12 protein-coding genes are annotated in these 14,592 nt (G+C 65.4%); 5 read left to right on the top strand and 7 right to left on the bottom strand.

The genetic code is table 11. The features are described 5' to 3' along the window. Nucleotides 1-9: 9 nt before the first annotated feature. Nucleotides 10-1,119 carry an alpha/beta hydrolase gene (locus tag N2K99_RS03850; protein WP_227923465.1) on the bottom strand — a complete coding sequence of 370 codons (1,110 nt, stop codon included), beginning with the start codon at nt 1,117-1,119 and terminating at the stop codon, nt 10-12. 183 nt (nt 1,120-1,302) lie between these two features. After that, nucleotides 1,303-2,709, bottom strand: coding sequence for an aminomethyl transferase family protein (locus N2K99_RS03855; RefSeq protein ID WP_227933949.1), 1,407 nt, complete (start codon nt 2,707-2,709; stop codon nt 1,303-1,305). Nucleotides 2,710-3,016: 307 nt separating this feature from the next. Between N2K99_RS03855 and N2K99_RS03860 the strand changes: the two genes are divergently transcribed. Then, nucleotides 3,017-4,003 (top strand): ABC transporter substrate-binding protein, encoded by a 987-nt coding sequence (locus N2K99_RS03860; protein ID WP_227933950.1) that lies wholly within the window; start codon nt 3,017-3,019, stop codon nt 4,001-4,003. A 2-nt stretch (nt 4,004-4,005) separates the two neighbouring features. Here the strand turns inward: N2K99_RS03860 and N2K99_RS03865 are convergent, their stop codons facing one another. From N2K99_RS03865 to N2K99_RS03875, 3 genes are all read right to left on the bottom strand, one after another. Then, nucleotides 4,006-4,866 carry a methylenetetrahydrofolate reductase gene (locus tag N2K99_RS03865; protein ID WP_227933951.1) on the bottom strand — a complete coding sequence of 287 codons (861 nt, stop codon included), beginning with the start codon at nt 4,864-4,866 and terminating at the stop codon, nt 4,006-4,008. 86 nt (nt 4,867-4,952) lie between these two features. Continuing rightward, the gene (locus tag N2K99_RS03870; RefSeq protein ID WP_227933952.1) at nt 4,953-6,692 is read right to left on the bottom strand and encodes an L-lactate permease; all 1,740 of its coding nucleotides are present in this window, start codon (nt 6,690-6,692) and stop codon (nt 4,953-4,955) included. Nucleotides 6,693-6,884: 192 nt separating this feature from the next. Continuing rightward, nucleotides 6,885-7,592 carry a YoaK family protein gene (locus tag N2K99_RS03875; RefSeq protein ID WP_227933953.1) on the bottom strand — a complete coding sequence of 236 codons (708 nt, stop codon included), beginning with the start codon at nt 7,590-7,592 and terminating at the stop codon, nt 6,885-6,887. 117 nt (nt 7,593-7,709) lie between these two features. Between N2K99_RS03875 and N2K99_RS03880 the strand changes: the two genes are divergently transcribed. Both N2K99_RS03880 and N2K99_RS03885 read left to right on the top strand, forming a co-directional pair. Continuing rightward, complete coding sequence (locus tag N2K99_RS03880) at nt 7,710-9,524, top strand: gamma-glutamyltransferase family protein (protein ID WP_227933954.1); 1,815 nt, start codon at nt 7,710-7,712, stop codon at nt 9,522-9,524. A 111-nt stretch (nt 9,525-9,635) separates the two neighbouring features. Next, nucleotides 9,636-10,598, top strand: coding sequence for an L-lactate dehydrogenase (locus N2K99_RS03885; protein WP_227923481.1), 963 nt, complete (start codon nt 9,636-9,638; stop codon nt 10,596-10,598). A gap of 40 nt (nt 10,599-10,638) precedes the next feature. On the opposite strand, the gene putP is transcribed toward N2K99_RS03885, so the two are convergent. Both putP and N2K99_RS03895 read right to left on the bottom strand, forming a co-directional pair. Next, nucleotides 10,639-12,147: a sodium/proline symporter PutP gene (putP, locus tag N2K99_RS03890; RefSeq protein WP_227933955.1), complete on the bottom strand. Its 1,509-nt coding sequence runs from the start codon at nt 12,145-12,147 to the stop codon at nt 10,639-10,641. A 59-nt stretch (nt 12,148-12,206) separates the two neighbouring features. Continuing rightward, complete coding sequence (locus tag N2K99_RS03895) at nt 12,207-12,935, bottom strand: DUF72 domain-containing protein (protein ID WP_227933956.1); 729 nt, start codon at nt 12,933-12,935, stop codon at nt 12,207-12,209. 124 nt (nt 12,936-13,059) lie between these two features. On the opposite strand from N2K99_RS03895, the gene N2K99_RS03900 reads away from it, so the two are divergent. After that, a complete protein-coding gene (locus N2K99_RS03900) occupies nt 13,060-14,049 on the top strand; it encodes an LLM class flavin-dependent oxidoreductase (protein WP_227933957.1) in 990 nt (329 codons plus the stop codon). 49 nt (nt 14,050-14,098) lie between these two features. Continuing rightward, nucleotides 14,099-14,569: a thioesterase family protein gene (locus N2K99_RS03905; RefSeq protein ID WP_227933958.1), complete on the top strand. Its 471-nt coding sequence runs from the start codon at nt 14,099-14,101 to the stop codon at nt 14,567-14,569. Nucleotides 14,570-14,592 lie beyond the last annotated feature (23 nt).

A 14,592-nucleotide genomic window follows, 5' to 3' on the forward strand; every position in this document is an offset into this window, starting at 1 on the left:
GCAGCCCGGCTAGGCGGCGAGCAGCCCCTTCGTTCGGGCGAGGTCCTCCAGCAGGTCCTTGCCCAGGGAGATCACCTTCTGCGGCGGCTGCCCGGGCAGGGCGGATACGCCTGTCACGTCTTCCAAGAAGGCAACCGTCGAGTGCAGTGATTCCATCGCCTCGGGGCGGTGCAGCTGGAACTGATACTCGTGTCCCAGCTTCGGTTTGTAGTCCTTTGGCCAGAACCTGCAGCGTACGGGTACCCCAAGATCCTGGAGCCGGCCTGCCAGGGGCACCGACTGCGCGAGGGTCAGGTTGTCGCCGTTTCCACCGGAAATATAGGTGGGCGGAAAGCGGTGATCCACGTGTTTCGGGATGCACATGTGGTCCGCGGCAGGGGTGGCTGCCCAGTTCCTGGACCCGGTGTAGGCCCACAGGGCCTTCCGGAGTCCCCAGCCCACCGGTCCGGCCATGCGGGCCACGGATTCCAGATCGAAGACTCCGCAGTTCAGCACGATTCCGCACAGCTGCCCGGGGCCCGCCGCAGGAATAACCCCCGTGTCCCGGGCGTACTCCGGGTTGGTGATGACCAGGGCCAGCTGCGCGGCCAGCTGCGCGCCGGCGGAATCGCCGGCCAGCACAATCCGGTGGGGATCCAGCCCGTAACGGTCCGCACGTTCGCGGATGAAGCCCAACGCAGCGTTCAGCTCTTTCACCGCGGTCGGGTAGACGGCTTCGGGCGAGATCGAATACCCGACTCCCAGTACGGCGTAACCGTATCCGGCAAGGACCTTGAGATACGGCGCCACATCTTCCTTGGAGCCGGAAATCCATGCTCCGCCGTGGACCCACATCACCACCGGGAGCGGTTTCCGGGCCGGATCGTCCGGAAGGAACAAATCGAGGGAGGGTTTGCCGGCGGACCCCAAATAATGCAGGTCCCGGTGCCTGGTCACTGTGAACCGGGGGATATGGGGAAGGACCTTCTTCACCGGAACCTTGCCTGCACCGGCGAATACCCCGCGAATGAGCAGTGCAGCCGGCCGGGGACCCCGCTGCAGCACGGCAGCGGCACTGAGCCCGACAGCGGCGGCCGCTCCGGTCAGGAGCCCCGCCGCAGTAAGCGAGGAGAGCTTCATCCCCTTAAGCTAAATCCCCGGAAACAGGCCCCTTTCGGCGGGTTCCGCGCCATTGAGCGGCTCCGGGCCGGCAGCTGCGAGGAATCTCATGGCCGGTGGTGTTGGACGGCACTGCCGGCCCGCCGGGCGCTGCGGCGGGTCCCGTAAGGTCCCCGGCACCTGCAGCGCCCGGCGCGGCCCCGGTCAGGCCGGGCTGTTCCCCGTTCGCCAGCCGCCCTTGTACTCCTTCCGGACCGTTTCGGAGAACGGGACCGGGCTCACGGTTGCACGCACATCAAGCTGCCGGTGCGGTTCCACCGTTGTCTTGGCGCTGCCGCCGTCGGGCTCGCCCCACACCACCCGGAGTTCGGCACCCAGGGGCACCGACGGATCGACCGTTGCCAGCGAGAGGCCGCGGCGCTCGTTAGCCGAGTACCCGGTGAACATGGAGAGGCCCACGACGTTCCCGTCCGCATCGATGACTGAGTCGTAGTTGGAGGATCCGTAGTTGGCCAGGGGCAGGTCAAAGTGCTTGTAGGGTTCCTCCGTGCCCAAGGGCGAGGCCAGGATCTTCCCCAGGTCTTCGGCGTTCCAATCCAGCGTCACCTTGCGGCGCTGTGCCGACGGGTCCATCTGTTCCAGGGCCTCCCGGCCAATGAAGTCGTGGTCGAACTTCACGAAGGACCCGTAGCCCAGTTCCCACGGGGTCAGGTAGTAGTCCTCGATGTTCGGGCTGACAAAGCTGCCTGCAATGGCGTTGGAAGCTTCGTAGCTGTCCGCTCCGAGCCACTCCCGATACGGCCGCAGCTCTTCACCCGTGTAAATGGCCGGCAGCGGAGAGGGGATCCAGCCGGACTCGAGCGTATTGGACGGATAGGCGCGGGCGCCGACGGCGGCCATCCCGAACTCCGCGCCGGCGTCCATGATGGTGTCCCGGACTTTCTCATAGGACCCGTAGTTGCCCCAGATCTCCAGCCCCGGAGCTCCGGCCATCCCGTGGCGAAGCGTCCGGACCCGTTCGCCGGCAATTGTCATATGGTCCATGTTGAAGAATTTCAGCTGCTCCACCGAGGAGCCGTTCAGCTTCTCGATAATCTGCCAGGCGTTGGGACCCTGGATCTGGAACCGCCAGTAGCGTCGGGATACCGGACGGCCCATCGGCCGTGAGGGGGAGCGCCGGTCGATCTGGACGTCGAGGTCATAGTCCCCGGTTTCGGCGTTGAAAAGCAGCCAGTTGGCCGCGGGTGCCCGTCCCACGTAGATGTATTCGTCGTCGTCCTCGTGGAAGAGGATGCCGTCACCGATCACGTGGCCTGACGGGCCGGTGGGAACGTACTGTTTCGCCTTGTTGACCGGAAAATTCGCCACACTGTTGACCGCGGTGTCGGAGATCAGCTTCAGGGCGTCAGGGCCCTTGATGAACAAGTTATCCATATGGTGGGACTGGTCAAAGAGCACGGCAGTCTCGCGCCAGGCCCGCTGTTCACTGCGCCAGTTGCTGAACTCCGGCGCCACAACGGGATAGATGTACGCCCCGATCTGGGAATTGCGGAGTCGATCCACAACATTTCCGCTTGAGTCCAGGACGTCCTGCAGATTCTTAGGTGCCACGTTGAACCTCTTCTTCGCTGGGATATTGGAACGCTTCTTCTCCGGATGCGGCGCCTCCGCCCGCGGACCACGGAATCGTCCCTGGCCCACCGGCGGAGAAGCAGCACGGATTGACCCGACCCTAGGGCCATCTTCGAGTGCTGTCGAGGGCCGTCACGGAGGAGCCCGGTGCCGGAGCCCCGGGCGCCGGGGCTCCAGCGGGCCGCCGGACACCTCGCTGGCCGAGCGGGCTAAACGCGGCTAGGGTGCAGCTACCGACAGGGCAGCCGGGACTTGGCTTGCCTCCGGCTAGTGAAAACTGGAGGGCATGATGAGGAAAACCGGTGTTGCTGCGGTCCTGGCGGCGGGCCTATTGGTCCTTATGGGATGCAGCGAAGGTTCGCCGTCGTCCGAAACCGAAAACGAAACCGAAACCAGCGGGGACCTGGTGTCCATAGAAGTGGGGGTCATCCCCATTGTGGATGTGGCGCCGATCTATCTGGGGGTGGAGCAGGGCTTCTTCGAGGACGAAGGCCTGGAACTGACCCTGACGCTTGCCCAGGGCGGCGCGGCGATTGTCCCGGCGGTCACCTCGGGGCAGATGGCGTTCGGCTTCTCCAACGTAACCTCCATGATCGTGGGCAAGTCCAAGGGTCTGCCGCTCCAGATGGTGGCCCCGGGCGCCAGCACCACCGGCGATGTCGATGCGGATTTCGCGTCGGTGATGACGCTTCCCGGCAGCGGGATCGAGGAGATCGCGGACCTGGCCGGCAAGAGGGTGGGCGTGAATACGCTGAACAACATTTCAGACTCCACCATGTCGGAAGCGGTGAAGCAGGCCGGCGGTGACTACGAGAGCATCGAGTTTGTCGAGATGCAGTTTCCCGACATGCCGGCACAGCTCGACGGCGGCAACGTGGACGCCATTGCCGCAGTGGAACCCTTTGTGACCATCACCGAGGCACAGGGGGCCGTTCCGGTGTTCTCAAACTACGCGGAGCCCATCAAGGACCTCACCGTGGCCGTTTATTTCACCTCGGACCAGTACGCGCAGGAGAACCCGGAGACCATGGAGAAGTTTGTCCGTGCGATGACGGCATCCCTGGAATATGCAGATTCGAATCCTGACGAGGTACGCGCCGTCCTGCCGACCTACACCTCGCTGGAACCCGACGTTATCGAGGAGTTGACCCTGCCCAGGTACTACGGCGAGATCAACCAGGATTCGCTGGAGGAGGTCATGCGCATCTCGCTCGACCGAGGCCTGATCGAGGAGGAACCTAATCTGGAAGAGCTCCTGCCACGGTCCGGGTGAATTCAGCTGCGGTACGCGTGTACCCAATCCGCCGTGGTCTTGATCCCGCCGAAGGTGTAGAAATGCAGCCGGACATCGCCGTGGATTGCGGGTGACAGAGCCTCGGCCAGGTCCTGGATGAACCGGTCCGGGCCTGCCGTGCCCAGCAGATTGGTCAGGGAAAACCCATACTTATGGGCGATCCCAGCCGACGAGGCAACCCCGAACCGGCGGGCGTAACCGAGGAGGCGCTTCACACCGGCGGGTCCGGGGACTCCGATCCGGACCGGTGCACTCACGCCGCGGCTGCGGAGTTCCTCAAGCCAGCCAAGGACAGGAGCCACGTCGAAGCCGAACTGGGTGGTGATCGAAGCCTCCAAACCGCTCTGGTCCAGCGCCTGGATCTTGTCTTCCAAAGCGGTCCAGAGGGTGTCGGTATCAATGTCCGGATGACCTTCGGGATAGCCGCTGATGCTCACGGCCCGGACACCGTGCCCGGGCAGCAGTCCGCTGCGGATCACGGACAATGCGTCCGGAAAGGGGCCCAGCGGAGAAACCGGGTCTCCGCCGACCACAAAAAGCTCACGCGTTGCGTCCGCTTCCTCGAGCGCCACCAGGAACTTGCCGAGGTCTTCCCGGGATTCCAGCCGCCGCGCGGAAATGTGCGGAACGGGAACGAACCCGCCTGCCCGCACGGCAGCAGCAGCGGCGACGCGCATCGGCAGGTCCTCATTACCCAGGAACGTGACGTTGATCCGCGTCCCCGAGGGAATGGAAGGCTGCGCTTCCCGGAGCGCGCCAATGTCCTTGCCGGTCATCTCGAGCGAAAAATCTGTGAGTAGTTGCGCGGGGGCGGAAGGCGTTTCAGCGGAGTCCGGAGTCATGCGCGTTACCCTAGCGACCGCGGAAACCGGTGTCCATGGTTCCGCTCCGGAGCTGGAACCGTCCGGTTCCTTGAAGGACCCCGGAGCTACGGCAGCATCCACTCCAGGACGGGGGTGGACTGCAGATAGACCAGAATGCACAGGGCGAGCAGCAGCAGCACGCTCCAGCCGATCACCTTGCGAAGCAGCACCGATTCCTGCCCGCTCATATTGACCGCGGCCGCGCCGATGGCCAGGTTCTGCGGGCTGATCAGCTTGCCCATGACACCGCCGCCGGTGTTGGCGGCGACCATCAGCTGCGGATCCAGGCCGGCTTCAATACCGGCCGTCTGCTGCAGCTTGGCAAAGAGCGCGTTCGCGGAGGTATCCGAACCGGTCACTGCCGTGCCGATCCAGCCGAGCACGGGGGAGAGGAAGGCAAAGAAGCTGCCGGTCGCCGCGAGCCACGTACCGATTGATACCGTCTGTCCGGAAAAGTTCATCACGTACGCCAGGGCCAGCACACCAAGGATGGTCAGCGCGGCGGAACGCATCCGCACCGCCGTCGTCCAGATTTCCCGCACCGCCGCGCCCATGCTCAGCGGATACCGGCCGTTTTCATTGAAGCGGGAGTAGATCAGGGCAACAATCAGACCGGTGATCAGCAGCAAGGTACCGGGGCTGATCAGCCAGTCGAAGTTGTAGACGGTGGAGGACTGGGTCTGGCCGTTGCTGTCCAGCAGGGCTTCGTGCAGCACCGGCCAGGGGATCTCGATGTTGGTCTTCGCGAGTGCTTCGGGCACGTCGACGCCCAGCGTCCAGAGGTTCACAAAGCCGAAAATGACAATGACCGCCACATACGGGAACAGCGCCATCCACGCCCGGGACGGGGTGAGCCGGTCCTCGGCGGTGTCATCCGCCGCGGTCAGCACGTCCGATGCCGTGCCGGTGCCGGCCGGCGTCCAGCCGCCCGCCCGCGCTTCGGCCAGTTCCGCTTTCATCCGCTGGCCGGCTTCGCCTCCGTTGCGCGGATGCCAGAAGCGCAGGAACCCCACGGCGGCCAGCAGCGCCACGAGGGAGGCCACAATGTCGGTCAGTTCGTAGGAGAAATAGTTTGAGCAGAGGAACTGGAAGATGGAGAAAACGACGCCGGTGAACAGGGCTATGGGCCAGCAGTCCCGCAGGCCGCGGCGTCCGTCCAGGATGAACAGCAGGATCAGCGGTACAAACAGGGCCAGCACCGGTGTCTGCCGGCCCACCACGGCACCGATTTCATCTCCGGTGTAGCCGGTGAGGTTGGCGGCGGTGGTAATGGGGATGGCCAGGGCACCGAACGCCACCGGGGCGGTGTTGGCCACCAGCACGGCGGTGGCCGCGCGGATGGGAGCGATGCCCAGGGCCAGCAGCATGGTCACGGTGATGGCCACCGGGGCTCCGAACCCGGCCAGGGCTTCCAGCAGGCCGCCGAAACAGAAGGCCACCAGGATGGCCTGCACCCTCAGGTCTCCGCCGCCGATCGCGTCGAAGACCCTTCTCAGGTCCTCGAACCGGCCGCTGAGCACCGTCACCTGGTACAGCCAGACGGCCATCACGATGATCCAGACCACCGGGAACAAGCCGAAAGCCGCCCCCTGCGTGGCGGAGAGCAGGGCGAGTCCAATAGGCATGCCGAAACCGAAGACGCCGACGGCGAGGGCCACCAGCAGAGCCCACGCTCCGGCCACGTACGCCCGCGTCTTGGCGAAGGCCAGCAGGAAGAAAAAGGTCAGCAGTGGAAGCAGCGCCACGAGGGCGGACAGGGCAACGCTGTTGAGGACGGGATCTGTGCTGGGAGTAAAGCTGTCCATAGGGGCCTCCGCGTCGAGCCGGAAGCGGGCTCAACGGATGGAGCTTCCCTGCCGAACCGGAACACCGGTCAAACCGGGGAAGCGCTGGATCAAGCGTTCCTTCAAGCCTAAGGCCGGGTTCCCGGCTGGTAACCCCCGGAAGGCATCCACAGGCCCTGAACCGGAGAGGAAATGACCTTCGGGGGTCCCGGCTCAGCCTGCCGAGACTCCTGCGCCGTTGCGTTCGCGGTGGTGGCGGACGTAACCGGTCACGGCCACAGCAATCGAGATGACGGCTGAGATAGTCAATCCCAGCCAGAGCCCGACATTCAGGGCAGCAGCGCCGGCTACGGCTCCAAGCATAATCAGGGCAATCGCGAGGGCACGGCGGACCCAGTGCTTGCTGTCCCCGCCGGCCAGACGCGAGTCCGAGGCAAGCCCCGTAATGGTTGAGGTCACCACCACTGTGGTTATTTCCGCGACCTTCAACCGCTTGGCGGTCGCGGCCTGGATGCCCATGGCTATGGCGAGAGCCGACGTCGTGATGCTGCCCAAAAGGGAACTGGCCTGCACGTCCACCACCGCCGTGAGGACGGCCAGTGCGGTAATGACACCGGCGACCACCATCAGTGACAGCGTGGTCCGCCCGGACCAGCCCTCCGGGCCCTTGCGCAGCATCCGGCCGGCAAGGGCGGCGCCCAGCATAAAGAAGAGAAGCGCCAGGACCGGACGCAGGATCGGCAGGTCGGCACCGCCGGCGAAGGCCATGCCCAGCAACACCACGTTGCCTGTCATATTTCCGGTGAAGACCCGGTCAAGGCCCAGATAACCGACGGCGTCCACTACCCCGGTGGAGAAAGTCAGGGCCAGCATCAGCCATAAATGCACCCGTTCGGTCGGTACGGCGTTCAGTCGCTTCACTGGCGGAATGTCTCCTTAGGCAGCCGTCCGTATACGAACGTGGCGGAAGGTCCGATTGTATTCAAAATCGCGTGATGCAAGGATTCGCCTAACCTGTTGTCTCCCGAAAGATGCCCCATGACCTACACCGCCCCGGATTCCTTCACCACCCGGCCCACCCTGCAGGGCACCTTCGGGATGAGTGCGTCTACGCACTGGTTGGCTACGGCGTCAGCCCAGGCCGTCCTGGAGCGCGGAGGAAACGCCTTCGACGCCGCAGTAGCCGGCGGCTTTGTGCTGCACGTTGTGGAACCGCACCTGAACGGTCCGGGCGGGGACATGACCGGTGTTTTCGCGACGGCGGAGAACCCCGGCGAACCGGTGGTGCTGATGGGCCAGGGACCGGCGCCCGCCGCAGCCACCCGGGAGCACTACCTCGCCGAAGGCCTGGAACTGGTGCCCGGCGCCGGTGCCCTCGCCGCAGCCGTCCCCGCCGCCGTCGACGCGTGGCTGTTGCTGCTGCGGGAGCACGGCAGCTGGGAACTGACAGACGTTCTGGCCTTCGCCGTGGACTACGCCCGCAACGGTCATCCCGTCCTGGCCCGGGTCGGAGCCACCATCGAATCCGTGGCGGAGCTGTTCACCGACCACTGGCCCACCTCGGCGGCCCAGTGGATGCCGGAGGGGCGCGTTCCGCGTGAGGGCGACATCATCCGCAACGAGGCCTATGCCAGTGTGCTGGACCGGCTGGTCGACGCCGGTTCCGGCGCCGGAAGCCGGGAAGAACGGATAGACGCCGCCCGGCGTGAATGGCGCGAGGGTTTCGTGGCGCAGGCAGCGGCGGATTTCGCGGCCGCGCCGCACCGCCACTCCTCAGGCGCCGACCACGCCGGCGTCATTGCTGCCGCAGACTTCGCGGCCTTCGAAGCGGGGTTTGAACCGGCTGTCACGTTCGACTTCCGCGGCTACACCATTGCCAAGACCGGAGCCTGGGGGCAGGGGCCTGCATTGCTGCAGACCCTGGCCATCCTCGCCGGCTTCGACGACGACCGTCTGGACCCGTCCACGGCGCTGGGCGCACACACCATCCTGGAAGCCCAGAAGCTGGCCATCGCGGACCGCGAGGCATACTACGGTGACGCTCAGGTGCCCCTGGACTACCTGCTGAGCGAGGAATACGCGGCCGGGCGCCGCGCTCTGATCACCGACACCGCCTCCGCTGAATTCCGCCCCGGTACGGTGCCGGGATACACGCCCTTCGTGCCGCCGCTGCGCACGGAGTACCTGCCGCCGGCCCTGGCGGGAGCGGGCAGCGCCGGTTTTGCCGGCGTCGGCGAACCGACAGTGATGCCCACCGGCGAGACCCGCGGGGATACCTGCCACATCGATGTCGCGGACCGGTGGGGGAACATGGTTTCCGCCACCCCGTCGGGAGGCTGGCTGCAGTCCTCCCCGACCATCCCGGAACTCGGTTTCTGCCTGGGCTCGCGGCTGCAGATGACCTGGCTGGAAGAGGGCGCGCCGTCCACTTTGGCGCCGGGGAAACGGCCGCGCACCACTCTGACCCCCACGCTGGTGCTGAAGGACGGCAAACCGGTGGTTGCCCTGGGTTCGCCCGGCGGGGACCAGCAGGATCAGTGGCAGCTGCTGTACCTGCTGCGCACGATCGTCGGCGGGTACACCCCGCAGCAGGCCATTGACGCCCCCGCCCTGCACACCACGTCCATTCCCGGTTCTTTCTGGCCGCGCACCTGGACACCCGGCGGCGCGGTGGTCGAAGACCGGCTGGGGGAGGACGTGATTGCCGAGCTGGAATCCCGGGGCCATGTGGTGACCCGGGCCGGGGACTGGGCACTGGGGCGGTTGTCCTCTGTGGTCCGGGAGCCGGATTCGGGCCTCCTGCAGGCAGCAGCGAATCCGCGGGGAGCGCAGGGGTATGCAGCCGGGCGGTGAGACCGGCTTACCCCCTGCTCAGGGGGAGGGGAGTCCCGCCCGTTCCGTTCGGGTGAGCCCCGAGCCTATAGTTCAAGAGGGGTTCCTTCCTACTGTGAGCGAGGCTTCAAGATGGCCAATATCACCACCCGACCCGTCACAAAACTTGGAATCGTGGGAGCCGGAAGTGTCGGCACGTCCATGGCATACGCAGCGATCATCCGGGACACTGCCCGCCAGATTGCGATCTACGACATCGACGCCGTCCGGGCCGAGGCCGAAGGTCTGGACCTGGCCCACGGCACCCAGTTCACCGGCGCCAACACGGTCACCGGCGGAGGCAATATCGAGGACCTGGCCGGGGCGGACGTTATAGCCATCACCGCCGGAGCACGCCAGCAGCCGGGCCAGAGCCGGCTGGACCTGGCCGGCGCCAACGTGCGGATCCTGGAGAAGCTGATGCCCCAGCTGATGGAACAGGCGCCGGACGCCGTCTACATCATGGTCACCAACCCGGCCGACGTCCTCGCCGTTGCCGCACAGAAAATCGCCGGCCTGCCGCGCAACCGGATGTTTTCCTCCGGAACGGTCCTGGACACCTCTCGGCTGCGGCTGCTGCTGGCCCGCGAAGCGCACGTACTGATGACCAGCGTGCACGCCACCATCATCGGTGAACACGGCGACAGCGAGTTCCCTGTCTGGTCCAACGCGACCATCGGCCCGGTGCCCATCCGGGAATGGGAAATCAGCGGGCGGCAGGTTTTCACCGATGAGTTCCTTGCCGCCGCCACGGACGACGTCGTCAACGCCGCCTACAAGGTGATCGAGGGCAAGGGAGCAACGAACTACGCGATCGGACTGGCCGGAGTGCGGATTATCGAGGCGGTGCTGAATGCCGAAAACGCAGTCCTGCCCGTTGCGGCCACGCTGGACGGGGAGTACGGGATCAGCGGTGTTGCGCTGTCCCTCCCCTCCATCGTGGGCCACAACGGGGTCTACAAGATGCTCGAAATGCCGCTGGACGAGGCCGAGACCGGGAAGCTCATGGCCTCGGCCGAGACCCTGCAGGGCACTCTGAAGTCATTGGGAATCTGACGGACCCGTAAGGCGCACGGGCCTTACGGGTCCGGGGTTCCTAGCTGACTGCTGACGGCTCGGGTTCCTGTGCCGGTTCCTTCGCGAGCCGGACGGCGTCGTTGAATTCGGCGTCAACCTCCGGCGAGGGTTTGTGGGTCAGCAGGCTGACCACCACGGTGAGGGCCACGTTGATGATGAAGCCGGGAACAATCTCGTACAGGGTTCCCGAGAGCGCATCCACGCTGCCCCAGATGTAGGCCGTGAGGGCGCCGGCAATCATGCCCGTCAGCGCGCCCGCAGTACTCAGCCGCCGCCAGAACAGTGCCAGCAGGATGGTCGGTCCGAAGGAAGCGCCGAATCCGGCCCAGGCGAAGCCCACCAGGTCAAGAATGGTGTCATTGCGGCCCAGCGCAATCAGGATGGAGATCACGGAGACCACCAGGACGCCAAGCCGGCCGAGCATCACCAGGGACCGAGGGGAGGCCTCGCGGCGAAGCGCAATCCGGTACAGGTCTTCGACCAGCGCCGACGACGTCACGATCAGCTGGGAGGAAATGGTGCTCATGATCGCAGCCAGCACGGCGGCCAGGACAAAGCCGGCCACCAGCGGGTGGAAGAAGATCTGCGCCAGGCTCAGGAAAACCGCTTCGGGTTCGTCGAGGGTCAGGTTGTTCTGCTGGAAGTACGCCACGCCTACCAGCGCCGTGAGGATGGCGCCGACCACGCTGAACAGCATCCAGCCGACGCCGATCCGGCGGCCGGCTTTCGCATCGGCGGGGGAGCGCAGCGCCATGAAGCGGACAATGATGTGCGGCTGGCCGAAGTAGCCCAGCCCCCAGGCGAGTGCGGAAATGATGCCCAGCGCCGTGCCGCCGGCAATCGGGTCCAGCATGTCCGGATTCACCTCGCGGAGGGAATCGGTCATGCCGCCGAAACCGCCCACATTAACCAGGCCGACCACGGGAACCAGCACCAGGGCGGCCACCATCATCAGGCCCTGCACCACGTCGGTGTAGCTGGCCGCGAGGAATCCGCCGAAGAGCGTGTAGGCAATGGTGACGACGGCGACGATCAGCATGCCGGTCACATAGCTTGAGCCGAAGGAGCTTTCGAAGAAGACGCCGCCGGCGACCATGCCGGAGGAGACGTAGAAGGTGAAGAAGACCAGGATGATCAGGCCCGATACCACCCGTAGAAGCCGTGAACGGTCCCGAAGCCGGTTCTCCAGGAAACTGGGCACCGTGATCGAATTGTTGGCGACCATCGTGTAGGCGCGGAGGCGGGGTGCCACGAACTTCCAGTTCAGCCAGGCCCCGACGGTCAGGCCGACGGCAATCCAGCCTTCCACCAATCCCGAAACATAGATGGCGCCCGGCAGGCCCATCAGCAGCCAGCCGGACATGTCGGAGGCGCCTGCGCTGAGGGCGGCGACGCCGGGCTTCAAGTCCCGTCCCGCGAGCATGTAGTCGTCCAGGCTGTTGGTCTTGCGGTAGGCCCACCAGCCGATCGCCAGCATGGCGAGCATATAGATCGTCATGGCGATCACTTTGTACGTCTGATCTGTCATTGCTTAGTTGCCGTTCACTAGGTGCGTGTGAGGAGTACGGCGTCCAAGTATGTCAGGAATCACATAGATGTAAGTTCCCGCAGCCGCCAGGCGTTCCGGACCGCATGCCCACCGAGGTCGTTGTTGAAGTACGCATAAACGTCCTTGCCCGCGGCGTCCCACTCGCGGATCCGGGCCGCCCACCACTGCAGGTCTTCCTCGGTGTAGGAATCGACGTAGAGCTGCTCAGGGTTCGGTCCGTGCAACCGGACGTACACAAACGGGGCGGTTGCGCGCAGGGTGCACGGCAGGTGCGCCCCGCTCATTACGGTGTAGGCGGCGCCGTGGCGTTCCAGCAGCTGGAAGACCTCTTCGTCATTCCAGCTGTCGTGCCGGAACTCCACCGCCACCCTGATGTTGTCGGGGAGTTTCGCCAGGATGTAGTCCAGGCGGTCGTCGTCGCGCTCCATATCCGGGGAAAGCTGAAGAAGGAACACACCGCTGCGGTCTCCCAGCGCGGCGAAACAGCGCTCGATCCGGCCGATCCACTCATCCGGATCCCGCAGCTTCCGCCCGTGGGTGAGTCCCCGGGGAGCCTTGACCGAAAAGACGTACCCTTCCGGCAGTCGGTCCCGGTAGGCGGCGAACGCCTCCTCGCGGGGCCAGCGGTAAAAGCTGCCGTTAAACTCGACGGTTTCGAATTCACTCGCATACTTTTCCAGCCATACCCGGGCCGGCACGCCCTTGGGGTACAGCACGTTGCGCCAGTGGTTGTAGGCCCAGCCCGATGTTCCGATATGGATGCTCACACCATCCAAACTAGCCGCTGGCTGTGCACCCGGTGATGAAATAACCCGGGCGCCGTCGCCGTTGCAACTAGCGTGCCCGGACAAAAAGGCCCGGCGCGCAAGCAACTGAAAGGCAAGTCCCCCTATGAGTGTTCCGCTCTCAATTCTCGATCTCGCCATCATCGATGAGGGCGAGACCGCACGTGATTCCTTTGCGTCTTCGCTGGCGCTGGCCCAGGAAGCGGAAAAGCTGGGTTACACCCGCATCTGGTACGCAGAGCACCACAACATGCCCACCATTGCCTCCTCCGCCACCAGCGTGCTGATCGGCTACATCGCCGCGCACACCCGGAGCATTCGGCTCGGCGCCGGCGGCGTTATGCTGCCCAACCACGCCCCGCTGACCATTGCGGAGCAGTTCGGCACCCTGGAAACGCTGTTCCCGGGCCGGATTGACCTCGGCCTCGGCCGGGCTCCCGGCACGGACCAGAAGACGCTGCACGCGCTGCGCCGGGACCACATGTCCTCGGACAGCTTCCCGCAGGATGTCCAGGAACTGCAGGGATACCTGAGCGGCAACACCCTCATTCCGGGCATCAACGCGACGCCGGGAGCCGGCACGAACGTGCCGCTGTACATCCTCGGCTCCTCCCTCTTCGGCGCCAAGCTGGCGGCCGCGCTGGGACTGCCGTACTCCTTTGCCTCGCACTTCGCCCCGCAGGCACTGCAGGACGCAGTGACCATCTACCGCCGCGACTTCAAGCCCTCGGCCCAGCTGGCCGAGCCGTACGTGATTGCCGGCGTGAACGTGGTGGCCGCCGAGACCACCGAAGAAGCGCAGCAGATGTTCGCCGATTCGCAGCGCCGCCGGGTGACCCAGCTCTTCGGCCGGGACCGCACCTTCACCGATGAAGAGGCGGATGCCATCCTTCAGTCGCCGGGCGGACAGCAGGTCAAGCAGATGGGCCGCTACTCGGCCGTCGGCAACCCCGAGGAAGTCCGCGACTACCTCGACTGGTTCACCGGACATGCGCAGGCCGATGAACTGATCGTTGCCACGCAGACCGCCACGCTGGAATCGCGGCTCCGCTCCTTCCGGCTGCTCGCGGATGCGGCGCTGCCGGTCCGCGCCTGAACCATGCCTCATCCACAGCGGCCTGCGGCTGCTGTGCTAGATATGAAGGATGAGTTCTAACCCCCACGTCATCTCCTGTTCCGTCGGCATGCGCTGGGGGGACATGGATGCGTACGGGCATATCAACAATGTTGAGATCGTCCGGATGCTCGAGGAAGCACGAGTGCATGCCTTCGGCCCTCCCGGCGGAACGGGAGGGCCGGGGGACAAGCCCGCCGTTCCGCTGTTCAGCGATGTTCCGCCCGGCACCCAGTCCCTCGTCGTGGAACACCGGGTCCGGTACGTAGCGGAACTGACGTACCGGAACATTCCGGCCGACGTCGACGTCTGGATCAGCGCGGTAAAGGGCGCCAGCCTGACACTCTCGTACGTGATCCATGACCCGGTGACTGGGCAGGCCTGTGTCCGGGCGGAAACCACGCTGGCCTTTGTCGACGGCGCCACGGGTACGCTGCAGCGCCTGACGCCGACCCAGCGGGAAATGGCAGCAGCCCACACAGGAGCCTCCGTTTTCGCCTGAGCTCCCCGCCGACCCTCGACCCC

It is taken from the genome of Arthrobacter sp. zg-Y1110 (genome assembly GCF_025244865.1).
Lineage (GTDB): Bacteria > Actinomycetota > Actinomycetes > Actinomycetales > Micrococcaceae > Arthrobacter_B.

What these genes read in the sequence shown, in the direction of transcription:
- N2K99_RS03900 (WP_227933957.1), top strand. Translation starts at nt 13,060, where the DNA reads ATGAGTGTTCCGCTCTCAATTCTCGATCTCGCCATCATCGATGAGGGC.
- N2K99_RS03880 (WP_227933954.1), top strand. Translation starts at nt 7,710, where the DNA reads ATGACCTACACCGCCCCGGATTCCTTCACCACCCGGCCCACCCTGCAG.
- N2K99_RS03885 (WP_227923481.1), top strand. Translation starts at nt 9,636, where the DNA reads ATGGCCAATATCACCACCCGACCCGTCACAAAACTTGGAATCGTGGGA.
- N2K99_RS03905 (WP_227933958.1), top strand. Translation starts at nt 14,099, where the DNA reads ATGAGTTCTAACCCCCACGTCATCTCCTGTTCCGTCGGCATGCGCTGG.
- N2K99_RS03860 (WP_227933950.1), top strand. Translation starts at nt 3,017, where the DNA reads ATGATGAGGAAAACCGGTGTTGCTGCGGTCCTGGCGGCGGGCCTATTG.
- putP (WP_227933955.1), bottom strand. Translation starts at nt 12,147, where the DNA reads ATGACAGATCAGACGTACAAAGTGATCGCCATGACGATCTATATGCTC.
- N2K99_RS03870 (WP_227933952.1), bottom strand. Translation starts at nt 6,692, where the DNA reads ATGGACAGCTTTACTCCCAGCACAGATCCCGTCCTCAACAGCGTTGCC.
- N2K99_RS03850 (WP_227923465.1), bottom strand. Translation starts at nt 1,119, where the DNA reads ATGAAGCTCTCCTCGCTTACTGCGGCGGGGCTCCTGACCGGAGCGGCC.
- N2K99_RS03865 (WP_227933951.1), bottom strand. Translation starts at nt 4,866, where the DNA reads ATGACTCCGGACTCCGCTGAAACGCCTTCCGCCCCCGCGCAACTACTC.